The following is a 25340-nucleotide window of genomic DNA, read 5'->3' on the forward strand; positions in this document are numbered from 1 at the left end:
GGCGGAATTTGTAGCGTTTTAAAAAATGAATGGTTAGTAATCTTCTTTGAAAACGCTATCAAAAAAATTATTGGGGGTTGTAACAATGACGGCATCATTACTTTATCCGGTTAACAACGGTTTTCGAAGAGACATAAAACTTGACGGTTTGTGGAAATTCAAATTTGACCCGAAGTCGGAAGGTGAAGAATTTAACTGGCAAGACGGGTTGAAAGATACGCTGGATATGCCTGTTCCATCGAGTTTCAATGATTTTTTTACAAAGAAGGATGAACGTGAGTACACGGGTGATTTTTGGTATGAGACAGATTTCTTCGTTCCGGAAGAGTGGGAGAACCGCAGGGTATCTTTACGTTTTGACGCGGCAACGCATCGTGCAACCGTTTATGTAAACGGTAACAAAATTATTAGTCATGAGGGTGGATTTTTGCCGTTTAATGCGGATTTGAAACAAGCAGTGTCGTTTGGCAAGAACAACAAGGTCGTTGTTAAAATCAATAATGAATTATCCAGAACAACATTGCCTTGCGGGGACACCGTGACATTGAAAAATGGGAAAAAAATGGTGCGCCCGTTCTTTGATTTCTATAATTATTCCGGATTGAACCGTTCCGTTCATTTGATCGCTCTTCCAGATGAATCTGTAGAAGACTATTCGGTTGCTTATGAACTCGATGGTGAGGACGCGATTGTCCGGTATAACGTGATGACGAATGGAATCCATGATGTTTCTGTTGCACTTTACGATGAAGATGGGGCAAAGGTAGCAGGAGCAACGGGAAGAGCAGGAGGCCTTCGAGTGAAGAAGGCGCATCTCTGGAATGTACTGGATGCTTACCTGTATCAGCTGAGAATTGAAATTGTCGATAATGACAAGCTTCTTGATGCGTATCATGAGGAGATCGGCATCCGGGTTGTTGAAATTAAAGGGACCGAAATATTGATTAATCAGAAGCCGGTTTATTTGAAAGGTTTTGGACGCCATGAAGATAGCGACTTCGCCGGGCGCGGCTTTAATCTTAATGCTGAGAAACGCGATTTTGAACTGATGAAATGGATTGGTGCCAATTCATTCAGAACGTCACATTATCCTTATGATGAAGCGGTCTACCGAATGGCGGACAGAGAAGGATTTCTGATTATTGACGAAGTACCGGCGGTCGGTTTTAAAATGGCGGCGGCAAGCTTTTTAGGCGGATTAAATCAATCTTTTTTTGACGGTGAATGGATCAATGACCTGCAGGTCAATCATTTGGCACAGATAAAGGAACTGATTCGTCGGGATAAGAATCATGCTTCGGTCATCGCATGGAGCTTGATGAATGAACCGGATACGGTTACAGACAGCTCGGTTCCGTATTTCAAAGCGGTTTTCGATGCGACGGTCGGACTTGATCCACAAAACCGGCCACGGACATTTGCGCTCAGTGAAGACGATACGATTACGACATCAAAAGTTCTGGAATTTCCTGACCTTTATCTGCTCAATCGTTACCCAGGCTGGTATCATACATGGGGCTATGAGATTTCCGACGGTGAACAGAACTTGAGAGATGAAATGGATCAGTGGAAAGAAGAGGGAATTAACAAACCGATTGTCTTCTCTGAATTTGGTGCTGATACGGAACCAGGCTTGCATAAATTGCCCTCCATTATGTGGAGCGAGGAGTATCAGGTTGAATGTGTTCAAATGTTTAATCGTGTGTTCGACAGCTATGAATTCATTAAGGGCGAACAGATTTGGAACTTTGCTGATTTCCAGACAGTTGAAGGGAACATGCGTGTCAACGGCAATAAGAAGGGCGTTTTTACACGTCAGCGTCAACCCAAAGCACTTGCATTTTATTTAAAGAAACGCTGGAGCGATCTTCCGCTTGATTATAAAGGATAAGATTTAACAGAAGTAACGAGTGAAAAACGGTTGTCAATGATCTCTTTTGACAACCCAAACTGCTGTCTTAAATCAATTGACGTACGGAATTGATATATCACTGATTCTTTTTGATGCCGCCGAAACAGACGGCCGATGACTATGACTGCGAGGAGCGTGTCTGATGCAAAAAAACGAGACTAATGTTGTTATTGATGGTGATGATCTTCGAACAGATAAGGCTGATGCCAATACATTTAAGGGGTTTGGATATATTAGTTGTAACAATTCGTCGCGACTGCTTGTTGATTATAAGTGGGAGCACCCGGAGAAATACAAACAGATTCTGAATCTTCTTTTTGGCGGTCCATCACCGCTAATGACTATGATAAAAGTTGAGATGGGCGTAGATGCCAACACTTCATCCGGAACCGAGCCCTCGACGATGCGAACAGCCAACGAAGAGGCCAATGTCCGAAGAGGCGCAGGTTGGCAGCTGATTGCCGACGCAAAACAAATCAATCCTGAGCTGAAAACCGCCGTACTGCGCTGGGGGGAACCCGGATGGATCAAGCAGGACTGGAAGGCAGCCCGTTCGGATCAGAAAATAAAAACGCGCGCTTTTGAATCCATGTATCAGTGGTATAAAAAATCAATTGTAGCGACCTATGAAACCTATGGTTATTTGATTGATTATATTGATCCGGATCGAAACGAGAACAAACTGGCAATGGTTGACTGGCTGAAATGGTTTGCAGAACGTCTGGCTCATGATAATGAAGGATTTCCTGATCAGTTTCCGATTCAGGCCTATCAGCAGATTAAATTAATCGCGGCCGACCAAAATTATGAAACCAATTTTGGCGATGAAATGGTGGCGGATACCGAACTGCGCAATGTGATTGATGCTGTCGGTTTTCACTATAATACGGATGACGGTCCGGAACGGCCGTTTACAAAACTAGCGGATCAGTACGACAAAGAAGTCTGGTACAGTGAAGGCATCGCACCGATGACGTTCGCAAAATATCGACAGAATGATTCTGCTGGAAGTGGCGTCGGCGGCAGACAAAGTATCCTTGATGTCGCCAACCGGCTGATTAAATCCTATTATAAATCGCGTCGCAGTCTCTACCTGTTCCAGCCGGCCGTGTCTGCCTATTATGCAGGTGTGAATTACAGTCACAAGGAACTGATCAGCGCGCAGGATCCATGGTCCGGCTACATTGACGTTGATGACGCGGGTCTTCAGATGATCCGCCACTTTACCGATTTTGCGGTTAGCGGCTGGGCAGATGGCAAGGAAAACGCAAAGGTATGGCGCTATATAACCTCTGCTTGTTTCAGCGGTGTAGGAGGGACGGAGAATCTTGATTTTGACACAGATCAGCCCAGTTACATGACGCTGGCAGCGGCGGACGGTTCGGATTACTCGGTCATTATCGTCAATGACAGCGCTGTTAACCAAACCTATCATTTCACGCTGAAAAATTTCCGCAAAGCGGCTGACAAGACGGTTTATCAATGGGAGACGCGCGCGCGTGACCAAAAGGAACAAGACTTTGATATTCGCTACAGACGGTTGACGGAAACGATCACGCCGAGTCAGCACGAATTCGTTGTTGAAATTAAACCCTATTCGCTTGTAACCGTGACGACACTGAATCCGGAGACAGTCGATCACTACCAACGCTATGTGTCGGATGTCGATCAGCATGTGCTTGACATTCAGCGGGACTCTATTCTCTATGAAGATGATTTCAACTATTCTGAGATGCCAAGTGATTATCTGACAAAACGCGGGGGTACGCCGCGCTATACGACCGATCAGGGCGGTGCTTTCGAAATTGTTCGGGAAGGTCCGGCGAATCATGTTCTGCAGCAGATGATTACTGAAGAATCACGTGCTCTTGACTGGGAATATTCTTATGCGCCCAATCTGACGGTTGGAGATAATCGGTGGATGAACTATAGTGTCGCGTTTACTGCCAAATTTGATCTTGAAACGAAGCAAAATTCGTCAACAGCTAATTATATAGGGATCGGTGTAAGGGAACAGACGGATATTAAAGGACGCCTTGAAGACGCTCCATATGTGTTCAAACTGTACAGTGACGGCTCATGGACAGTGGCAAAGTACGATCATGTTAAGCAATTCGGCTGTCTGCCCAACTTTGAAGCGGAGAAATGGCACGATTTGAAATTCGAAGCCCGCGGAAATCAGATTCAGGCATATGTTGACGGACGTAAAACGGTAAAGTGGACGGATGGTGACAACCCAGTGTATTCAGGGCGAGTGAAGCTGGGAAGCGGCTTTTATAAAACAAAATTTCGTCAATTAACGATCACGAAGATTGATGGATTTCCTCCTTATGCCAAAGAACGAATTGATGATATGGATGATCGGATCCATTATAGCGGTCACTGGGAGAACCATGCCGGCGCCAGCAGCAGTGACTGGAACCGAACATTATCGATTGGCCATGCCGAGGGGACGGAAACCTCCCTCACCTTTAACTTTACAGGGAAAGGATTTGCCTTGATCGGACCTAACTCGGATGACAGCACGCTGACGCTGTATCTTGACGGAAATTTGCTGAGCAGCAATGTTCATCCGGCTCCGGGCGGACATAAAACGGCGAATTATTTGCGTTTAGACCTATCCCCTGGATCGCATGAATTAAAAGCAGTGATCGAGTCAGGCACCTATGTTCTGGACGCAGTTGAAATCATCGGTTAAAGAAAAGAGATCATCACGTCAATCAATGATCTGAGTGAACGTTTCACTACTGGAGGTTTTCCTGTGAAGGATAAGACAGAGAATAAAATTTTTATAGCTTTAAAACAATTAGCCCCCTCGGCCACGACCACGCAGATCGCTGAACAGATTGGGCTGAGCCGGGCTGTGACGAGCAATTACTTAAATAAGTTGAATAAAAAAAATATCGTGACAAAAGAGGGACGGCGACCGGTTTATTGGTCGTTCACATCGAAACAGCAAAAATTCGCGAATGAATCAGAAAAACAAGGAAGGCAAGAAAAGGGCGCACATCATCATGAAGATGATGTGTTCCGTGCGTTCATCGGTGCCTGCGGGAGTCAGAAAAAAGTGATTCAACAGTGCAAGGCTGCGATTACCTATCCGCCGAACGGATTACCCATCCTGATTACTGGCGAAAGCGGTGTCGGCAAAAGTTTCCTGGCCTCTTTGATCTATAATTACGCAAAGCAAACGCAGATCATTTCGAAAAACGCTCCTTTCAAAGTATTGAATTGCGCCGACTACGCCAATAATCCGGAGCTTCTCTCAGGTATGCTTTTTGGTTACAAAAAGGGGAGCTTTACCGGTGCGGAAAATGATCGACCAGGCATTCTTGATTATGCTGATGGCGGCTATCTCTTTCTAGATGAAATTCACCGTCTTTCCTATGAGAACCAAGAAAAATTATTTGTGTTTATGGACAAGGGACATTATTTTAGACTTGGTGAAAGTGAGAGGTGGCGGCATGCCAAGGTACGTCTGATTTTCGCGACAACGGAGAATAGCAACACGATTCTTCTTGAAACGTTCAGAAGAAGAATCAGTGTAAAGCTGGTTCTCGCAGGACTGAATCAGAGATATGAATATGAAAAAATTGCACTGATTCGGCTCTTTTACAGCGAGGAAGCCAAGCGGTTAAACAGACAGTTCCGTGTGGATGACAGCGTATTGCAACTGCTGTCATCTGGACAGATCGAAGGAAATATCGGTGGCATTCGCAATGCCATTCAGCTTAGCTGCGCAAATGCCTTTGTCAAGGATCGAAAAAACACTAGATTAGAGATCACATTAGAGGAAATGCCTCAGATACCCGCGCATCTGTTTGAGCGGAATGCCGTATTTAATGAGATCGGATTAATTGTTGATCCGAATAATCAAGTGACTGATTTTCAAAAAAATCCTGTGCGACAGATACATCTTATCGAAAATCTAAATGATTTTATTCAAAAATTAAAAGATCTTGAAGCATCCGGTCCGTCCAGTGAATTGATTTTTGCCTTTAATAAACTGTCGAAAACGATCATGGATGAGCAGCATAGAGGATGGATCATTTCACCTTTATGGTCTGATTTTTTGTACGATAAGACCCACAGAGAAATGACACAATTTTTTTCAAAATACGGCATCACAGAAAAACAGCCTCTGGTACAGAAACTACTTCTTTATATGGAATTTTTTAACAGTTTCACCATCGATCTTCCAGAAGAACTTGATCTTCCACAGGTCATGAATATGCTGCGGATAAAATATCCAAAGGCTATTTATCTCGTAAGTATGTGGAAACAGAAAAATCAGTTGTTCAAGGAAATTTCGGGAGATATGATTGATGTTTTTTATATTCTATCAATCCATGATCAATTAGATGATAAAGTCAATCTGTCCGGATTGTTGATCGCTCACGGGAACAGTACGGCATCAAGTATTCAGGAAGTTGTTAACCGAATGTATGGCACTTTTGTATTTGAGGCCTTTGATATGCCTATTACCAGTTCTGTCTCCGATATTGTCGTTAGAGTTCGGGATTATCTGCGTTACTTTAATCGATCCAAAGGCTTGATTCTAATTGTCGATATGGGTTCACTGGGTAGACTGTATGCGACGATTAAACACGATATCAAAGGTGATTTGTTAATTATCAACAACTTGACTACTTCAATTGCGCTTGATGTGGGAATTAAAATGATTAATGATGTCCCATTTAAAGAGATCTCGGTAGCTGCCGCTGAAGATTACAAGGTCAAAACCCAATATTTTGAAGCAGTTGAAAAAAATATCATGATTTCTTGCATGTCGGGAATGGGGATTGCCGAACGTATAAAAGAGATCCTCTCATCTTTTATTTATCCTGACAAGCTAAGACTCATTACGTTGGAGTACAAGGAGATTCAAGAATTATTTTCCAGACAAAACACAGTAAATATTTCAAATACTGTGCTTTTAATCACAACAACTGATCTTGATCAAAAAAATCTTAACTTTCCTTGCTTAAATATTTATGACACACTCAGAGATAATGGTGAACAGATGTGGGAAATACTCGAATCGTTTATGAATCGTGACAGCTTCCAGCAAATGATGAAACAGCTGGTCACATTTTTTTCGATTGAAGGAGTTGCAGCACGTCTGGAAATATTAAACCCCAATATTGTGATCGCAGAATCAGAAACAATTATTTCAAATTTTGAAAGCTACTACTCGATTCGTCTTAATGGTTTTGAGCGAATAAACATATTTATGCACTTGTCCATGATGTTCGAACGGCTGATTTTAAATCACGGAGAACGAAATGTCGACGATTTTCAATCGTCGAATGCCAGTGAGCACGAACAAGAATTTTTCAAAGTCGCTCTCGGTATTTTAAACAGTGCTGAGAAAAAGTTTAATATAACGATTACCCATAAAGAAGTTCACTTGCTTTATGTGCTCTTGAAAAGAATAATATGATCGATGAACCCGTTTCGGGAGGCGCAAACTTCGGCCATCAACGCGTCTGGCACATAGTGGTCATTTGCCAACTCATCGTTCAAGTGTTTAAGTGTTCATCATTTTCTTTACCACACTGTTTAAATTGATCGTGTTGATGCCGACTAATTGATAAAACGCTTACTTATGCGTTTTCACCTGTGTTTATTCATTTGGCACGAAAATTGCTGTGCTATAAATGAAATGAGTGAAATGGAAAGGAGGTTCGATCAAATTGAAAAATCAACTATTCATTATTTCACATAATGACTTTGCTGAGGGAATTGTAAAGTCGGTTCAAATGATTGCCGGGAAGAATACGAATATAAAGGCGTTCGGTCTGCAAATGGGTGAACATCCAAGTACGATCACGGAAAAGATCGAAGCACGAATCAAACCGGATGAACGTGTATTTGTCTTGGCCGACCTGATCGGCGGGAGTGTAGAAAATGACGCAACAAGACTGTTAAACTATCCGAATGTTTGCTTGATTGGAGGCATAAATCTCCCCTTGGTTTTGGAAATTGTCCTTACTAATCCACAAACTGATGAACAAATTGATCACATTCTTGAAAGTGCTAAAGGTGGTTTGCGCCGCATTCGTTTGGAATCAGGAGAGAACAGTGAAGCGGAAAAAGCCGATAATTTCTTTCAATAAGGAATTATTTACTTTAAGTCTGTCCAATAAGTTATTCATTTTTTGAAGGGGAGTCCCGTCTGCGGCGCGTGAAGGAATATTTTCGTGTTTTTTGTTGATAGATGATAATAAAAGCTTCTTCCATTCAGTGACCGTTCATGGTGGAAAGTGAAGAAAGGATGAATAATATGCATAAGAACGGCGAATTATGGTTTGACATCAATCATCAACCGATCCAAGCTCATGGCGGCATGATTATGCAGTTTAATGGAACGTATTATTGGTATGGTGAACATAAAGGTGGACCGAATGTTCTTTCGAAATCAGGAGGACGGCGTGTTGATTTTATTGGGTTCTCCTGCTATTCTTCGAGTAATTTGATCGACTGGAAAAACGAAGGTCTGATTCTTAGAGCGGATAAAGAAAATAAGGAGAGCTTGCTTCATCCTTCTCAAGTCGGAGAACGGCCAAAAGTAGTCTACAATGAAAAAAATAACAATTTTGTCCTTTGGTTTCATAGTGATACTTGGGACTATAGCTATGCTGGAGCCAGTGTTGCTGTATCAGACAGTCCGACTGGACCTTTTCGCTATTTGAGGAGCTTTCACCCAAATGGACGGGACTGTCGTGATATGACCGTTTTTAAGGACGACAACGGCAAAGCGTATCTCTTTCACAGTACCGACTTTAATAAAACAATGTGCATCTCCGAATTAGATGAAAATTATACAGATGTGACCGGCTTCTATACTTTAAACTTTATTGAACAGCAACGAGAAGCGCCTACCGTACTGCATTATAAAAACTGGTATTACTCGGTTACCTCCGGCTGTACCGGATGGAAACCCAATAATGCCTTGTATGCCATTTCGAGGAGCCTTTGCAGTGGCTGGAAACTGATTGACAATCCCTGTACCGGTAAAAATTATCGAAAAACATTCTTCGGTCAAAGTACTTATCTTGGTGTAGCCGAAGGACAACCCTTCCTTATGCTTGATCACTGGAAACCGGATCATTTAATCAATTCAGGATACAGCATACTGCCGGTTTATCTTAATGAAAAAGAGATGGACATTCCATTCGTTCCGGAGTTTAATGGCTTTCAATAATTCAATGCAGGTGTTTAAGATTTGACTATTTGACAGGTACATCGACGATCAGCAGAATAACATATTTCTGAACGGCCCCCTAAATTGGAGAATTGACATTCGATTTAGGGGGTTTTACTATCGGTTAGGCTTTTTCGTGTCGATCGTATCGACAAACGCGCCAATCACGTAAAACGTGTCGATCAATGCGATGCTTGGAAATCAATCAGATCATAGCACGGCGATTGGACATGGGGAAATCGGATGCGTCAGAAAGATGGCCGATCCAAGCTTTGTCATCGCACAGTGAAGACTGATCATTGTGTTTAATTTTTTACTGATATATCTGTTTAATTTTACTAAATAAGAACTCTAATTTGAACAGAACAAATAAAAAATATGAAACCGCTTTCCATGAGCGCTTTTTTTATGTGTTTGAATAGTTGGCATATAATTTGCTGGCTAAAGAGAGAAGAGACAAAAGAAACAGCTAAGGAGGGATACGATTGATTTGGAAGCGTAATACTTATTAACTAACTGCAAAATGATTTTAATAAGTTTGCAACGGAACACGTCAAGGTGTTTAGGCGGTCTTAGAAAATGTCAATCTATGGACTGAATCGGATTTGTTCGCAACTACGAAAGAAAAATTCAGCACTGAAGTTTGGTTTTTTGATCACCTTTAGCCGTGACAGTTCCGTTTGGCAGCAACGCAGTTCATGAAGACAAGACGGTTTCATTATTCTTTTGTTTCTTTAGATTTGAAAACGGTTTAATAAAAAGTAAGAAGGAGGAGAATGTATGATCAGTATGCTTCGAATAGACGACCGACTCATTCATGGTCAGGTTGCCTTACTATGGTCCAAACAATTACAGATTCAGCGAATTATCGTTGCGAACGACACGGTAGCATCCAACCCGATTCAAAAAAACGCACTCAAACTAGCGGCTCCTGCGGGCATAAAAGTTGCCATTGTCAGGGTTGAACAGGCGATCAGGCTTGTTAACGACCCACGAAGTGAAACGATGAAAATTCTTCTTTTGGTTAATAATTCGAAAGACTTGCTTGAAATAGTCAACAATATTAACGAAAAGCCTAAGATCGATATCGCCAATGTAGGGCGAATTACTGGTGATATAAAGTCTAAAGTCAAACTTACGGAAACCGTATACTTTACTAATGAAGAGATTGATCAGATAAAACAGGCACTTGCTAAAAATAAAAACATGGTTTATCAACCACTTCCGGATGATAGCCCGGTTGAATTTGCCAGCTTGTTAAAGGAGAAGTGATCTTATATGTTATTACTTTATCAGGCATTAGTTGTCGCATTCATTGCCGCGTGGGGAAAATTCTGGGGCGCATACGGATCATTCGCACAGTTTCTAGGCGGATTTGATATCGTGATCCTTGCTTTGCTTCTAGGCGTCAATCCTGTGCAAGCCGTTATAGTTAACTATACGGTTGCGCTTGCTTTCTTTGGTGTGATGCAAATCGGAGGCGTGCTGCCTCAGGACACCGGTTACGGTGGTCTCATAGGGACGTCCATTGCATTAATCTTAGGTCAGACCGGTGCGGTTGCCGTCGCGATTGCCGTTCCGATTTCCATGTTGGCCGTTATTATTTGGAATCTGCTGAAATTCTGGTTTACTGCCAACGTGGAAGTATTTGAAAAGCATGTTGCCAATCGCGATGAAAAACGGTTCACTCGGCTCTGGTGGCTTCAAATTGCTGTTTATTTAGGTTCATACGCTATTATTGCTTTTCTTGGTATTCTGCTTGGGACTAATGGAATTAAGGCACTTATTGATATGATTCCGCCGATATTCCTGAAGGCCTTGGTAGTGGCTGCCGGTATGCTGCCTGCCGTCGGAATGGCAATGCTTTTGAAGTATGTATGGAACAACAGCTATATTCCTTATTTTATCGCCGGATTTGCGCTGGCCGCGTACCTGAAACTGCCGATCATGGGTGTTACTCTTTTCGCACTCGTCTTTGGTCTGATCGTCTTCTTCCTTGATCAGGAGCTAAGAAAAGTCCGAGTTAAAGCCGCCCCGGCCGGTGGCCTTTCTGATAATGATGAGGAGGGGTTTTTCGATGAATGAAGAAAATAATGCAGCTGTCAATGTTAAGAACCAAATGAACTACACGGCATCAGAGAAAAAAATGATTAAGAAGCTTTTCTGGCGAATGATGTTCTTGGGGTTTAACATGAGCTATACGCGGCAGCAAGGTGTTGCTTGGACTTGGGCTCACCGTCCAATTTATCGCACCATTTATAAGGATAATGATGATAAATACTGGGAAGCGATGAAGCGTAATCTGGAATTTTTCAATACGACACCGAACATGGCCGGCATCGTCTCCGGGCTTGCCGTTTCGATGGAACAAGAAAACGCGCGTTTGAAAGAATTTGATACGAAAGCAATCAGCGGTTTGAAAATTGGTCTGATGGGACCGATGGCCGGTATCGGAGACACACTTTTTTCAGGTGTTTTAGCACTCGTCATTGGTGCGATCGCACTCAGCTTTCAGAAAACAGGTAATCTACTGTATCTGGTGTTCGGGCTGGTCGGATTTGCAGTAAACATACTGGTGCGCTGGTATGGATTGAAATATGGCTATAAAATGGGTGCGAAATATATTCAGAAGGCTGTCGAGAGCGGCATCATGACCATGTTTACGAAAGCCTCAGCCATTGTTGGGGTTACGGTCGTCGGTGGAATGATTGCGACTCTGGTTAAGGTGCCCGTTGTTCTCAAGACGAAAATCAATGGTCAGACCTTAGACTTGCAAGCGATATTTGATCAGATTATGCCTTGTCTGCTGCCGCTTCTATTGTCACTCGGCTGCTTTTACTTTCTGCGGAAAGGTACGAGTCCAGTTCGGGTTCTGCTCGTTGTTGTTGTGGTCGGGTTCCTGCTGACGTTTGCCCAGATTACTGGAACCGTAAGTTGATTCTGGCAGGTGTCTTTTAAAGGATCAATGAACAGTTCGATTAATTAAAGTCAAAGAGAGCAATCGCCTGGTTGGACGATTGCTCTCTTAATTTTTATGGGGTCTGAGCCGCGTCTGCCATGATGCTAATGAATGGGACCTTTATCACTACTTGCGCGGGCGAGTGAGAAGTGACGGTAAATTGTTTTTTCGTGTTTCGATTGTGGAAAAGAAGACAAAGTGTGGGGCTTTATTGACGAATAATTTGTGGTTATGTCTGAAAAAAGGTGAATTTGTTCACTCTGTGGGGATGCAATAAACAGGTAAAAAAACTCCGGGTCATTGTGTTGACCCGGAATATGTTGTGATCATGTTGGCTATTTTGTTTTTCCGTTTCCCTAAATCTAAATCATTTTATCTAATGCGCGTCTCTGGACCGATTGTGCAGTCCATTTGCTTCGGAAATACGTTCTCAACTTTGATTTGTTCGCTACCAGCGATGATCCGGACACTCCTTTGCTTTCAAATTCGTCCTGAATTTGACAAAACAACCGCAAAGAGCACATGTATGGAGGTTCAGATGTGGGCAGTTTTTGCAGATAGCCATCCGTTCGGCCTTTGTCTGCTCATCAACGAGATCAAATTCGACAGACAGCTGTTCGGCGACCAATCGATTGACATCCAAATCCTGAACTTGTTGTTTTAACGTGCAATTGGCACAGCCCATGAGCTCACTTCCCAAATGTCAGTGTGATAACACTCATTGGCGGGGCAATTACCGTAACGGTGTTTTCCTGCATTTTATAGCCGGTGAATTTTTTCTTGATAACAACATTCGGATGATCAAATGTATTATGTGCATCTCTTGTCTCTGCGGCAATATACTCGCCCTGAAGCGGATGATAGGCATTGCCTACTTGAGTGAGTGCGATTTTTTCCGTACGAGACAAATCATAGTTGCAGATTGATAGTGTAAGCGTTTCACCTTTTTTTGAAGCTGTATACGAAATGGTGTCAGAAGAGGGATCGCTGTATGTGCCGATCAATTCACCATCCTGATGAGCTTTGTATAGGTCAAATACGTAATAAGTCGGTGTTTTCACCATTTGATCTCCCTCGGTCAGCAACATCGCCTGAAGCACATTAACCATTTGGGCAATATTCGCCATTCGAACTCGATCGGCATGCTGATGAAAAATGGTCAGAGTTACTGCCGCCACCATGGCATCACGGATGGTGTTCTGTTGGAACAAGAATCCCGGATTAGTCCCCTTTTCAACGTTGTACCAGCTGCCCCACTCATCAACAATCATCCCGACCTTTTTCTCCGGATCATACTGATCCATGATTTTGGCGTGACGGGAAATTAATTCATCCATACGTTTGGCACGCTTAATCGTCGTCTTCCACTCGTCTTCGGTAAAGCCGGTCGCGTTTCCTTTGTCATGCCACTCTCCAGAAGGAACGGTGTAATAGTGAAGACTGATCCCGTCCATAAAGTGGGCAGCGCGTTCCATAAGTACACGTGTCCACTGATAATTTCCTGAGTTTGCACCGCAGGCAATTTTAGAAATTCGCTGCTCTCCATATTTGCGTACGAATGTCTGATAACGACGATAGAGGTCGGCATAGTATTCGGGACGCATATTGCCTCCGCATCCCCAATTTTCATTGCCGATTCCCAAAAACGTGACCTGCCAGGGATCTTCCCGTCCGTTTTTTCTCCGCCAGGATGCCATAGGCGATTCGCCGGGCATGGTCATATATTCCACCCATTCCTGCATTTCCTGAACGGTTCCGCTTCCGACATTGCCATTAATGTAAGTATCACATGCCAACTGACTGCATAATTCAAAGTATTCGTGAGTACCGAAACGATTCGTTTCAGTGACGCCTCCCCAATTTGTATTCACAATGGTTTTCCGCTTGCTGGCTTCTCCGACTCCGTCCTTCCAATGGTATTCATCGGCGAAGCATCCGCCCGGCCAGCGAACAACCGGTACGTTGATTGCCTTTAATGCATTGACGACATCTGTACGGATTCCATTCTTATTGGGGATGGACGAGTCTTCGCCAACCCATAGTCCGCCGTATATTCCACGGCCTAAATGTTCTGCGAACTGTCCGTAAATATACTTGCTGATTCTCGGTCCCTTTTGATTAGTCAGCATGGTAATCTTCATGATGAATCCTCCTCTTTTTAAATACTGGTGAATCTAATGTATCTATTTAATTAACTGAACAATTTATTTATATAGGTAATTGTAACCGTTGTCAATATATATTTGTTTATTTTATTATTAAATAAATTTATTAAATAAACTTATTAGTTAATCATATTGGTGGTATACTATATAATAGTGAGATTAGAAGATATAAATTGAATGGGATGGATTATGATGCAGTTAGATATATCAGAGCGCTCTCTTGCGGTTTATGAAGTTCTCGCCAGCAGCGTGCGGCTTCGGATCATTCAGCTCTTATCACAGAAAAAAATGAATATAAAGGAATTGGCTGCTGAGCTGGGGATAAGCAGTGCAATTGTCGGCCGACATGTCCGGCAAATGGAAAATGCCGGTTTGGTCAAATCCGAAAAAATTCCCGGGAAATCCGGTCTGCAGAAAGTTGTTATTTTGAAAGTCGATCGAATTGACATTAAGTTTCCACGTAAAATCTATCCCGCATTTGAAACGATCACTTCACATATTCCAATCGGTCATTATTCTGACTTCAATGTCTCCCCCACTTGCGGGTTGGCCACTCGATCGGAACCAATCGGCAATTATGATGAGCCAAAGTATTTTATGGATCCGATGAAAAACCAGGCAGCTATTCTTTGGTTTACCAAGGGATTCATTGAATACCGTGTACCCAATTTACTGCCGGAGAAAAACGCTCTGCAGATGATTGATATTGTCTTAGAGATCAGTTCCGAATTTCCGTATTCCAACAATGAATGGCCATCCGATATCACGTTCTATCTTAACAGCATTAAGCTCTGCACATGGACCAGTCCCGGAGATTTTTCAGACACGAGAGGCCGTTTTACGCCGGACTGGTGGGCAAGTAATGTCAATCAATATGGGCTATTAAATACGCTGCGGATCACACAGGAAGGAACTTATATAGAGAATAAACAGGTTTCTTATGTCAAAATATCGGATTTTGATCCACAAACGACCATCTGGTCCTTTAAAATTGAAGTTAGCGAAGACGCAGAGCATGTAGGGGGTGTTACGCTATTCGGAAAAGGATTTGGAAACTATGATCAGGACATTGAATTTACATTGTACTATGGCTGAGTGTATACCGGTAAAACTTATGACCGCGATTTTGAATGATGGAATATAAAGTAAGGGACATTGGTCATTTTATTCGTGAAAACGTGTTAAGACAATCTATAATCCAAATGTGTTCCAATCATTTATGAAAACGTTTTAAATAAACGATGAAGTTGATGGATGGCATTGTTAACAGGTTTTCTTTGCAACACGTGACCTGCCTGCACAAGTAGCATGATGCAAAAGTAATGAGGAAAAATAAGGCGATGAGGGGAAGAATAAGATGATTATCTGGAATCAACAACACCATTTGTTCCATTTGCAGACAAATGAAACCAGCTTTGTTTTGCAACTATTGAACACGAAACATGTTGCCGTTGTCTATTGGGGAAAGAAACTCAATACGTCGTCGTTATCCTATATTGTAAACGATATCAAAAGAGCAAGCTATCTCTCCGATACGGATCTGATCAAGGATTTTAAGCTGGAACAGATTCCTCAAATTTTTCCCTCCTTTGGAAATACGGATATGCGCACGCCAGCATTTGAATTTGACTATGAAGATGGCTCAAGAATAACTGATTTACGCTATAAAAAGCATAGCATTAAAAAAGGAAAGAAAAAAATAAAGGGTCTTCCGACGGTGCTCGCTTCGGAACTCGAGGTCGAGACGCTTGAACTGTCATTGGTTGATCAGGTGAAGAATAATGAGGTTATCTTGTCTTTCAGCGTTTTTGAAAACTACAACACAATAACCGAATCAGTGCGTGTGGTTAATCATGATCAAAACAAGCTCTATATAAATCGCTTGATGAGTGCCAATATCGATTTTTTAGACGATCATTTTGATTTTCTTCATCTTTCCGGCGCGTGGGGAAGAGAGTGCCACGTTGTTCGGAGAAAAATGGAGCAAGGCGTTCAATCCGTTGACAGTAAGCGCGGGGCGAGCGGACACGGACAAAACCCTTTCGTTGCTTTGCTTGATCCGGCTGCTGATGAAACGCATGGCGACGTATACGCGCTGAGTCTTGTTTATAGTGGGAACTTTCTTGCCGGTGTTGAAGAAGACATGCATCAGAATGCGCGTTTTCAAATAGGGATCAACCCCTTCGACTTTCGGTGGACATTGAATCAAGGAGAGACTTTTTATGCGCCGGAAGCAGTCCTTGTCTATTCGGATCAGGGCATTGGGAAAATGTCGCGCACCTACCACAGACTTTTTATTGACTGTCTGATGCAAAGTAAGTTTAATCAGAGGGAGCGCCCGATTCTAATTAACAATTGGGAAGCAACTTATTTTGATTTTAATCGGGATGTGCTTCTTGGCATTGCGCGAGAGGCAAAAGAGGTTGGGATTGAGCTCTTTGTTCTAGATGATGGGTGGTTTGGCAGCCGCGATGATGATACGTCTTCCTTAGGGGACTGGACGCCTAACGAATCAAAGCTTGGCGGATCACTAAAAAGTCTTGCCGACGCAGTTAATGAGATCGGCCTGGGGTTTGGTATCTGGTTTGAGCCCGAGATGGTTTCGCCAAACAGTAAGCTTTATCGAGAGCATCCGGATTGGGCAATCCACGTTCGAGACCGAAAGGCTCAGCAGGCGCGTCATCAATATGTTCTTGACCTCAGTAATCCAGAAGTTCAAGCCTACATCATTCAGTCAGTGAGCAATGTATTGCGGGGTGCACCTATCACATATGTGAAATGGGACATGAATCGAAACTTGACCGATATTGGTTCGGACTATTTGGCGAGCGACCGGCAGAAAGAAGTTGCCCATCGATACATTCTTGGGCTCTATTCGATTTTAGATCGAATAACCGAGGCATTTCCGGATGTGCTGTTTGAGAGCTGCGCGGGCGGCGGTGGACGATTTGATCCCGGAATGCTTTACTATATGCCGCAGAACTGGACCAGTGATGATACCGATGCGGTTGAACGACTCTCCATACAGTATGGCACGTCACTCGCTTATCCAAGCGTTGCTATGACCTGCCATGTGTCCGTTGTTCCCAACCACCAGGTTGGACGGCTGACACCGATTAAAACAAGAGCCACGGTCGCAATGCAGGGCAATTTGGGTTATGAACTGAATCTAATGAATTGTGACGCGGATGATAAAGTGACGATAAGAAAACAAATCAGTTTTTATAAAAGCATAAGACAAGTTATCCAATTCGGCGATCTTTACAGATTAGAAGATAGAATTCATGACAGCAATGCACATGCGTGGATGCACTTATCAAAAGATAAAAAAACAATTGTGGTTGGCTATGTTCAAATTCTGTCAAAGCCGAATACAGTACCCAAACGGTTGCGGCTTGTCGGATTAAATGAAGATGATCTTTTTGAACTGTCGGAGACAAAAGAAGTACACAGCGGAGCAGAATTAATGTATATAGGGCTCGATCTCCCTAAGGTAAAAGAGGATTTCTGTGCAAAACAATTTGTCTTGACAAAAAAAGGCGAGCTGTCCAATAACAAGAAAGATTGACCTGGCAGTGATGCTGTATAACTGCGTTCGCAGTTGTGCTCTGTTGACACGAACAATCGCAGCGATGATGCAGAAAAATATAGATCAACAGTACATGGATGAAAATGAACAACCGGGCGTTTGTTTGCCCGGTTGTTCATTTTTATCAAGCACACCGTCGATCTTCATGTGTATCGTTATGATTCCAATGGTAAAACGCTGGGCGAAGGGCAGGATATTTGAAACGTTTTCTTCTGCATAGTCAAACAACAGCTCAGTGTTTTAATCAGATGGGCAACGTCCGATAAAGACCAATGCCAAATAAACGTCCGCCTTGCTGTTCTCCCGCCAAGAACATTAATTTAATCATATCTTTATTGGTTATCCATTCTTTAGGCAGAACATAATCATGATGGAAGAAGCCGTTTTTAATGTAGGGTTCGACTGTAATGGTCTTGTCTGTTTTCGGATCATCATTTACACGCAATATCATTTGCTTACCAGCATCAAGTGAATGAAACGTCAAGGTTAAAATAATTTCTTCGGTATCGGCAGGTATGGAAAAAAGATAGCTGAACATGCCATGCGGGTTCGCGACACGGAAGCTGCGATTGTGGAGCAGGCTAACATAGGATCGATCCTGAGCCAGCTGTCTGCCATATTCCGCATTATTATTATCAAAGGTGAACAATTCATCAATTGTCTGTCCGTTTACTTGGGACTTACTTTTTGGTGTGTCGGGAGAGTCAGCCTGTTGGATTGTGAAATAGATGCCATACCGCTGGTCATACATTTCATAGTAAGGTGTGAAAACAACGTCTTCTTCAATACCGGGAAGCCTGAAGCCAAACAATTTGTTGCTGAAGCAGCATCCAACGCGACTGAACTCAGAACCGGATCACGATCATTGACTGCTTCATGTGTATCAATCAATCCGGCAAATATTTTGTGCAAACAGTACCATGGGACCAAGACGTTTTCCTTTTGATCCACAGAAACATCCCGCCCCTCCACTTCGTCCAAAGCAACTTCACGAAACGCAGAAACATAGCCGCAATGTTCAGGGTGCTTTATTGCGTAGTTCGTCTGAGCGGCGGCAATACCTTCAATGGCTATATGCAGTTTATCCATGAGCATACGTTGGGTTTCGCAGTCCGATACTACATCAACCGCCTGCGCAAGTGCGGATATATAGTGGCCAAAGAAATGTCCGCGAAAATTAACCCTGTCACTGCGTTCCCAACCCTGATAGCCCTCTTCGGTCGGCGGTTCTAAGCCGGCAACCTTATACATTTCATGAAGAAAGCGTTCGGGCTCAAGTTTCAGAAGATAGTTCACGGTGTTGGTCTGCGCACGGATAATTTCAGAATCCGTAATGATGATTCGTTTCGTTTAAATATTCTTCATTGTTTTCTCCAATAATCAAATGTCTGATTCCGCACAAAGAAACCGTAAGACCGGAAGGTGCAGACTTGTGTGCATCTAATGTTCAAAATGTATTTTGTCTCATCATAACAGCGTTTTCAAAATCAATAGTTAAAATCTACAGATTAATTTCCTTTCTCCCAAGTGATCGGTTAACCTTCCTTTTTTTGAGACGAACGCATGCTAAAGCTACGAACATAATTGAATAAGAGTGTTCCTCAAGACTCAAGGCGGCTTCGGGGCATCCTATGTTCATGATCATCATCAACGATCAGGTGAATTGAGCGTTCAACTATTCTTTCCGTAGATTTCAATTTCTGTTAAAGCCGGAAATGGAGATTCGTCCTCCGCTTTGATAAGATCCTTTATTTTAAGCCATTCAATCTCACGAGATTGTACCGTAAAGGTTTGTGGTCCACGCACTTTTTCAAACGTAACAACTTCTTCAAATCCGTCTGAATATTCTACGGTTGCCTGTGTCCAGTAGCTGTCATGCGGATAATCGCCTCTCAGTACGAAAGAAAGTTTATCAATGACGACTTTACGACCAAATTCAATTTGAATAAATGCGTCAGCCTGTTTATTAATGCCCCACGATTGGTACGGATAGGATCCATGACATTCATTGGCAACCACACCATCAATTGCATTGCGGGCGAAGAATGTCGAATCATTACGTGTTTCCACATTTGCCCATGCGTGTGGATAGGCACCTGATTCTTGCTTTTGGTCATGTGAATTAAGTGCAAGATTACGATAACGGTTTATTTCCTCCTCGTTGGCAAACCGCGCGTTCATATATTTTTTCTCGCCCTTAAAAGCATTTTTTGGATAGGCGCGCAGCAGTTCTTCGTCTGAAGGGAAAATATATTCCCAAACCGTTCCCGTTAAATAGATAAAGGAAGGATTCAATGCTTCGTCCGCCTGCACGACAAGGTATTGCCCTGCTTTGTCAACAGAAATTCTGAGCCGATCACCGGTTTCTAAGGAACCAATGAAATCTAGATAGGTGCGATCATCATCAGTCCTCTCTTTTTTTACTTCTCCATCTGCGCCAAGTAATTGAATGGTTATCTCTGACATATATTATCCTTCTTCCGTTGTCAAATTTTTAATTTTGAGCAATTGAACGAACACGTATTGCTCGTTCAGACGTTTGTCATGACCATGACAGAATAATAGATTACACATGATTATTGTAAAGTTAACGCTTACAGAAAACAAGAAAAAATGAGCCGAAATCATGAACAGTTAAAAAGTCGGTTTAAGGTTTTCTGTCGTCCGCTCCCATGTCTTTGATGCTTATGTACGAAACAATGGTCAGGATGTGATGTGTTTCAAATTTTAAGCGAGTTGGCATGAAACGTGCATGAGGTAATCATGAACAGTTCGTTTCCGCCCTTTCTCAATTATCGTTTATTTGCACCATTGAAGCCTGTCTCTTAATGGTTATCGGTATGAATAACTGCTACACTTAAAAATAAAGAGGTATGCATTCATCCACAAGTAATTGAAAAGATTGGGTAAGGAACGGAAAGTTGTCAACAGGACTATATAGATAGTGCCTTTAACGATAAGTGATCGACTTGAGCACAAAAATATTAGGGGATAGGTTGTGTTTAAAAAAAATAAACACATGCGTTTAACTCAGGAAGGAAAGGAAATGGGATTTCTGGTGATTGATGAGCGATCCTGAGATTTGGGGAGAAACGAGGTGTTTGAATAGGCGTTCCAAAGTAGAAAAAAAATCACGCGATCACTTAAGTTATTTAATTCCGCAACAACGCATTCATAGGTCAGAAAAATCCTTTAGAACAGTTGAGGAGAGGTTCGTTTAATGAATCAACGCTACAAGTTAATGTGCATTGATGTAGATGGTACTTTAGTTGACTCAACTAAAAATTTACCTGATGAAAATAAAAAAGCAATTCAGTCAGCCCACAGAGCGGGCGTAAAGATTGCAATCGCTTCTGGCGGGTCCCCTTCGGCAGTAAGAGAAGTATTCGATAGTCTCGACATTGATGGATATGGTATTTGTTTGAACGGTGCATTCGTTAAAGACGACGATTATGAAGTTTCAAAATATGCTTTTAACGAAGAACAGGTCACGACAATCCGTGCGCTATCCGAGCAATTTGATGTTCAGACTTTTTTTACGACCCCTTTGTTAAATATCACGAACAGAGCTGTAGGCGACAGTCAAATGAACACGCTTCAAAAGTCCGTAGTCAGACAAAACGGATTAATTGTCTGTTCCGATCAGTATAATCTGGAAAGAGAGTTAAACACTCATATTGGTTCGATTTTAAAGGCGAGTATTAAGGAGCCAAATGAGGATAAATATCGAAAGGTGAGAAAGGCACTGGAACGCACAAAGCTTTTCGATGTTGCAAAGTCTGATACAGACTTTATTGATGTTAACATGAGAGGAGTCAATAAGTCGGTAGGAGTAAGGGATTTGGCAAACTATTTAAATATTGACTCATCAGCGATTCTTTGTGTCGGTGATAATGAAAATGATATTGAGATGATTAAGGCCGCGGGCATGGGTGTCGCCATGGCTAACGCCTGTGCCGAACTGCTTAAGGTATCTGATGCAGTTACTTTATCAAATGATGAATGCGGCGTTGCCAAGGTAATTTACGATTATATTCTCGCTTAGATTCCGCTCGCTTGGAACATGCAATGATTCATTCTGACAACAGCACGAGGTTCGGTTTGGCGACACCCATATTATTTTGTTGACTGCACATCAGCAGTGAAAATCAAACCGCAATCATTTAAATTATTCATAATCGGCATTAAAAAAGGATTTCGCGCTGATGGTTCCATTGATTGATCAATAATTCGCGATTTTCTCATTCTGCCGGAAGAACGAGAAATGTAACCCCTTTCAATATTAGCTTTTTCAACACATTGTGGCATGAGTCTTGCTTGTAAAAGAGTGACAAATGCGTTTATTAAACAGTTGATGAAAAAGGGGGTTAAATTTGGATGTGAAAAGATAGATGCTAGGGTCAAGCATTTAATGTGGCAGCAATCATTGAAAAAAACAGAAAGGGTGATGTGAAATGATCGAGCAGAGTACAAAGGAATGGAGTTCGAATCTGCTGAAAAAAATTGAAAAAAAAATTGAGGCGGAATGTGTGCGCCTTGGCGACGGAATTCCCTATATTCCTGAAAATGGAAGATATGAAGATATTGGAGCCAAGGATATTATCTGGTGGACAAACGGTTTCTGGGGCGGTATTCTTTGGCAGCTGTACCACGCAACGAAAAAAGAGATTTTCCGTACAACCGCAGAAAAAGTGGAGGCGCGTCTGGATCAGGCGTTCGATATCTATAAAGGGCTTCATCATGACGTTGGTTTCATGTGGCAGCCAACCGCAATTGCTGACTATCGTTTAACAGGCAATGAACGCTCCATGCAGCGAGGGCTTCATGCGGCGACTCTACTTGCCGGCCGCTATAATCCGCGCGGTAAATTTATTCGATCATGGAATAGAGATCGGGCAGGATGGGTCATCGTAGACAGCATGCTGAATATTCAAACACTGTTTTGGGCAAAAGACACAATTAAAGATCCTCGTTTCGGCTATATTGCCGAAGATCATGCGGACAAGGTGCAGAAGTATATTGTGCGTGAGGACGGCTCGGTAAATCATATTGCCGTATTCGATCCGACTAATGGTGAACTGCTTGAAACACCCGGAGGACAGGGGTATGCTTCAGGCTCTTCATGGTCGCGCGGCCAGTCATGGGCTATCTACGGATTCGCGCTCAGCTATTTGCATACGGGAAACCAGAAGTATCTTGACACGGCAAAGAAGGTCGCCAATTATTTTATAGCTAATGTTTCAACGACCGACTACATTCCTCTTGTTGATTTCAGGGCGCCGAGAGAACCGGTGAAATGGGATACCACGGCGGGAATGTGCGCGGCATGCGGGATGCTTGAAATCGCAAAGCACGTCTCAAGTTATGAAAAAGATTTGTACGAGGGAGCGGCAATCCGGTTATTAAAGGCGACTGAAGGAAAATACGCAAACTGGACTATTGAGGAAGACGCGATTATTGGCTACGGTACAGGTTCGTATCATGACGAATGTTGGACTCATGTGCCGATTATCTATGGTGATTACTATTTTATCGAAGCTGTGTTGCGTTTGCAAAATCTTGATTTTTTGTTGTGGTGAAGTTTTTTGAGAGAAAAAGGGCACCTTCTTAATTGAATCAATGACTGTGTAAGAGATTCTATTGTTTATAATTCTCACGTCTCAATTTAGATGGGAGCGTAAACATTTTTGCTTGACTGAAGGCATGCTGCGGATTCTAATAAATTTAGGTTAGGCATTGCCTATTTGATGGACAGGAGGAACGATTCTAATGAAAGTACAAAATCCAATACTCAAAGGTTTTCATCCGGATCCGTGCATCTGCCGCGTAGGCGACACTTTTTATTTGGCAACATCGACATTTGAGTGGTACCCTGGTGTCGAAATTCATGCCTCACAGGATTTGAAGAATTGGACGCTGGTATCGCGACCTTTGATTGATCAAAAGCATATAAACCTCCGCGGTATTCCTGACAGCGCGGGGATATGGGCACCGGCATTGTCTTATTCAGACGGTAAATTTTGGCTGATTTACACGATCTCATATCAAATCGACGGCAATTATAAAGATGTCAAAAACTATGTGACGGTCTCGGATCAGATCAGCGAAGGATGGTCGGATCCTATATTTCTTAATTCGTCAGGATTTGATCCGTCATTTTTTCATGATGAAGACAACAGGAAATACTTAGTCAATGTGTGTTGGGATTACCGGCCGCTTCCGGGTAAAACAAAATTCAGTGGATTGGTTCTGCAAGAGTACGATCATGACAAAAAAGCGTTGGTTGGAAAGCAGAAGGTGATTTACAAAGGAAGTTCAACCGGAGGATGTGAAGGCCCACATTTGATGAAAAAGGACGGTTGGTATTACATTATTGCTGCTGAAGGAGGAACGGGCAGACATCATTCGATCAGTGTCAGCCGCTCGAAAAATCTTTTCGGGCCGTATGAATTTTCACCCTTCTCACCATTAATGACCTCATATCACTATCCGGATAATGTGATTCAAAAAGCGGGGCATGGAAACCTTGTACAGACTTCAACAGGTGATTGGTTTCTTGTGCATCTTTGTTCAAGATATTATGGGGTTTCGAAGAGTTCGCCGCTCGGAAGAGAAACCGCGCTTCAGGAGCTGATTTGGGAAAATGGCTGGCCACGTCTGAAGCATGGAACCAATGAGCCTCAGATGACGGTGAACGTTCCGTATTCCACTACGGAAGAACCGAAAAACGAAACGCATGCTACATTTGATCGGCCGCTTGGTTCGGAATGGATGACCTTGAGAACTCCTTTTGATGATAAACTCTCATTGTCGGCGAATCCCGGTAAATTAAGACTGTACGGCGGCGACAGCTTGTCTTCTCTTTTTAATCAGTCATTGATTGCACGAAAATGGCAATCCGTTCATTTTTTGGCTGAGACTGCTCTGTCTTTTAAACCCAAAAGCTATCAACAGCTTGCGGGACTTGTCTGTTACTATAATACTAAATGTTGGATTTTCTTGAATGTGACACGAGATGAGTTCAGTAGTCGTCGTATTGTAAACATAACGGTCAATGATAATGGGACAATTACAGATCCGCTCAGGGGTCTTTATGGTTATATCCCGGAACAGTCGGATACGATCATTTTGCGGATGCTGGTCAAAAATGCGCGGATCAAGTGTTCATACAGCGTTGATGGTGAACACTTTTTCCAAATCGGTCAATGGTTCAATGGTGAGAAGCTTTCCGACCAATACCTTTCGGGATGGGCGTATACAGGGGCAGTTGTTGGGTTGACTGCCGTTGATTTTAATTTGAAGGACAGCTATGCTGACTTCGACTACTTTATCTATAGAGAAAACTAATGGTGATTATTACTGAATAATCATGCAGTTCCGCACTGACGATTCGGCATATTCGGAAGAGTGATTTAAAAAAAGTAAGGGCGTGAATTCAATCAATGAAACTGATTGCGGGTACTATTTGACGAATCACGAAAACGTCATCCCTATCCAAATGGATCGTT

At 42.6% G+C, this 25340-nt stretch carries 18 protein-coding genes; 13 read left to right on the plus strand and 5 right to left on the minus strand.

Features of this window, described 5'->3' with window-relative positions; translation table 11 throughout:
- Nucleotides 1–85: 85 nt before the first annotated feature.
- The 8 genes from uidA to NIE88_RS02810 all read left to right on the plus strand — a co-directional run bounded on the left by uidA (nt 86) and on the right by NIE88_RS02810 (nt 12057).
- Nucleotides 86–1891 (plus strand): beta-glucuronidase, encoded by a 1806-nt coding sequence (gene uidA / locus NIE88_RS02775; RefSeq protein WP_253058461.1) that lies wholly within the window; start codon nt 86–88, stop codon nt 1889–1891.
- 163 nt (nt 1892–2054) lie between these two features.
- Complete coding sequence (locus tag NIE88_RS02780; RefSeq protein ID WP_253058463.1) at nt 2055–4610, plus strand: hypothetical protein; 2556 nt, start codon at nt 2055–2057, stop codon at nt 4608–4610.
- 63 nt (nt 4611–4673) lie between these two features.
- Nucleotides 4674–7355: a sigma 54-interacting transcriptional regulator gene (locus NIE88_RS02785; protein WP_253058465.1), complete on the plus strand. Its 2682-nt coding sequence runs from the start codon at nt 4674–4676 to the stop codon at nt 7353–7355.
- A gap of 253 nt (nt 7356–7608) precedes the next feature.
- On the plus strand, nt 7609–8031 hold the full coding sequence (locus NIE88_RS02790; protein WP_253058467.1) for a PTS sugar transporter subunit IIA: 423 nt from the start codon (nt 7609–7611) through the stop codon (nt 8029–8031).
- A 167-nt stretch (nt 8032–8198) separates the two neighbouring features.
- Nucleotides 8199–9119, plus strand: coding sequence for a glycoside hydrolase family 43 protein (locus NIE88_RS02795; RefSeq protein ID WP_253058469.1), 921 nt, complete (start codon nt 8199–8201; stop codon nt 9117–9119).
- 780 nt (nt 9120–9899) lie between these two features.
- Nucleotides 9900–10391, plus strand: a complete 492-nt coding sequence (locus NIE88_RS02800; RefSeq protein WP_253058471.1) for a PTS sugar transporter subunit IIB — start codon at nt 9900–9902, stop codon at nt 10389–10391.
- Nucleotides 10392–10397: 6 nt separating this feature from the next.
- Nucleotides 10398–11204, plus strand: a complete 807-nt coding sequence (locus NIE88_RS02805; RefSeq protein WP_253058479.1) for a PTS mannose/fructose/sorbose/N-acetylgalactosamine transporter subunit IIC — start codon at nt 10398–10400, stop codon at nt 11202–11204.
- Nucleotides 11197–12057, plus strand: coding sequence for a PTS system mannose/fructose/sorbose family transporter subunit IID (locus NIE88_RS02810; protein ID WP_253058481.1), 861 nt, complete (start codon nt 11197–11199; stop codon nt 12055–12057). Before NIE88_RS02805 ends, NIE88_RS02810 begins: the two co-directional genes overlap by 8 nt.
- Nucleotides 12058–12526: 469 nt before the next feature.
- On the opposite strand, the gene NIE88_RS02815 is transcribed toward NIE88_RS02810, so the two are convergent.
- Together NIE88_RS02815 and NIE88_RS02820 are read right to left on the minus strand one after the other, a co-directional pair.
- Nucleotides 12527–12763, minus strand: a complete 237-nt coding sequence (locus NIE88_RS02815) for a DUF6171 family protein (protein WP_253058483.1) — start codon at nt 12761–12763, stop codon at nt 12527–12529.
- Nucleotides 12764–12767: 4 nt separating this feature from the next.
- Entirely contained in the window at nt 12768–14219 is a 1452-nt protein-coding gene (locus tag NIE88_RS02820) for an alpha-N-arabinofuranosidase (RefSeq protein ID WP_253058485.1), read from the minus strand.
- 216 nt (nt 14220–14435) lie between these two features.
- Here NIE88_RS02820 and NIE88_RS02825 point away from each other — a divergent pair, with 216 nt between their 5' ends.
- Both NIE88_RS02825 and NIE88_RS02830 read left to right on the plus strand, forming a co-directional pair.
- On the plus strand, nt 14436–15338 hold the full coding sequence (locus tag NIE88_RS02825; RefSeq protein WP_253058487.1) for an ArsR/SmtB family transcription factor: 903 nt from the start codon (nt 14436–14438) through the stop codon (nt 15336–15338).
- A 262-nt stretch (nt 15339–15600) separates the two neighbouring features.
- Entirely contained in the window at nt 15601–17811 is a 2211-nt protein-coding gene (locus NIE88_RS02830) for an alpha-galactosidase (RefSeq protein WP_253058489.1), read from the plus strand.
- Between the two features lie 265 nt (nt 17812–18076).
- On the opposite strand, the gene NIE88_RS02835 is transcribed toward NIE88_RS02830, so the two are convergent.
- The 3 genes from NIE88_RS02835 to NIE88_RS02845 all read right to left on the minus strand — a co-directional run bounded on the left by NIE88_RS02835 (nt 18077) and on the right by NIE88_RS02845 (nt 20298).
- Nucleotides 18077–18481, minus strand: coding sequence for a hypothetical protein (locus NIE88_RS02835; protein ID WP_253058491.1), 405 nt, complete (start codon nt 18479–18481; stop codon nt 18077–18079).
- Between the two features lie 20 nt (nt 18482–18501).
- Nucleotides 18502–19173: a beta-L-arabinofuranosidase domain-containing protein gene (locus NIE88_RS02840; RefSeq protein WP_309247008.1), complete on the minus strand. Its 672-nt coding sequence runs from the start codon at nt 19171–19173 to the stop codon at nt 18502–18504.
- A gap of 330 nt (nt 19174–19503) precedes the next feature.
- Complete coding sequence (locus NIE88_RS02845) at nt 19504–20298, minus strand: hypothetical protein (RefSeq protein ID WP_253058495.1); 795 nt, start codon at nt 20296–20298, stop codon at nt 19504–19506.
- A gap of 754 nt (nt 20299–21052) precedes the next feature.
- Here NIE88_RS02845 and NIE88_RS02850 point away from each other — a divergent pair.
- From NIE88_RS02850 to NIE88_RS02860, 3 genes are all read left to right on the plus strand, one after another.
- The gene (locus NIE88_RS02850) at nt 21053–21877 is read left to right on the plus strand and encodes an HAD family hydrolase (RefSeq protein WP_253058497.1); all 825 of its coding nucleotides are present in this window, start codon (nt 21053–21055) and stop codon (nt 21875–21877) included.
- Between the two features lie 409 nt (nt 21878–22286).
- The gene (locus tag NIE88_RS02855; protein WP_253058499.1) at nt 22287–23411 is read left to right on the plus strand and encodes a glycoside hydrolase family 88 protein; all 1125 of its coding nucleotides are present in this window, start codon (nt 22287–22289) and stop codon (nt 23409–23411) included.
- 190 nt (nt 23412–23601) lie between these two features.
- Nucleotides 23602–25179 (plus strand): glycoside hydrolase family 43 protein, encoded by a 1578-nt coding sequence (locus tag NIE88_RS02860; protein ID WP_253058507.1) that lies wholly within the window; start codon nt 23602–23604, stop codon nt 25177–25179.
- Nucleotides 25180–25340: the final 161 nt, after the last annotated feature.

The sequence above is a fragment of the Sporolactobacillus shoreicorticis genome (assembly GCF_024125445.1).
GTDB lineage: Bacteria > Bacillota > Bacilli > Bacillales > Sporolactobacillaceae > Sporolactobacillus > Sporolactobacillus shoreicorticis.

Coding starts and splice junctions, on each gene's coding strand:
- uidA (WP_253058461.1), top strand. CDS start 86: ATGACGGCATCATTACTTTATCCGGTTAACAACGGTTTTCGAAGAGAC.
- NIE88_RS02795 (WP_253058469.1), top strand. CDS start 8,199: ATGCATAAGAACGGCGAATTATGGTTTGACATCAATCATCAACCGATC.
- NIE88_RS02815 (WP_253058483.1), bottom strand. CDS start 12,763: ATGGGCTGTGCCAATTGCACGTTAAAACAACAAGTTCAGGATTTGGAT.
- NIE88_RS02845 (WP_253058495.1), bottom strand. CDS start 20,298: ATGTCAGAGATAACCATTCAATTACTTGGCGCAGATGGAGAAGTAAAA.
- NIE88_RS02830 (WP_253058489.1), top strand. CDS start 15,601: ATGATTATCTGGAATCAACAACACCATTTGTTCCATTTGCAGACAAAT.
- NIE88_RS02805 (WP_253058479.1), top strand. CDS start 10,398: ATGTTATTACTTTATCAGGCATTAGTTGTCGCATTCATTGCCGCGTGG.
- NIE88_RS02810 (WP_253058481.1), top strand. CDS start 11,197: ATGAATGAAGAAAATAATGCAGCTGTCAATGTTAAGAACCAAATGAAC.
- NIE88_RS02800 (WP_253058471.1), top strand. CDS start 9,900: ATGATCAGTATGCTTCGAATAGACGACCGACTCATTCATGGTCAGGTT.
- NIE88_RS02850 (WP_253058497.1), top strand. CDS start 21,053: ATGAATCAACGCTACAAGTTAATGTGCATTGATGTAGATGGTACTTTA.
- NIE88_RS02825 (WP_253058487.1), top strand. CDS start 14,436: ATGCAGTTAGATATATCAGAGCGCTCTCTTGCGGTTTATGAAGTTCTC.
- NIE88_RS02820 (WP_253058485.1), bottom strand. CDS start 14,219: ATGAAGATTACCATGCTGACTAATCAAAAGGGACCGAGAATCAGCAAG.
- NIE88_RS02860 (WP_253058507.1), top strand. CDS start 23,602: ATGAAAGTACAAAATCCAATACTCAAAGGTTTTCATCCGGATCCGTGC.
- NIE88_RS02780 (WP_253058463.1), top strand. CDS start 2,055: ATGCAAAAAAACGAGACTAATGTTGTTATTGATGGTGATGATCTTCGA.
- NIE88_RS02855 (WP_253058499.1), top strand. CDS start 22,287: ATGATCGAGCAGAGTACAAAGGAATGGAGTTCGAATCTGCTGAAAAAA.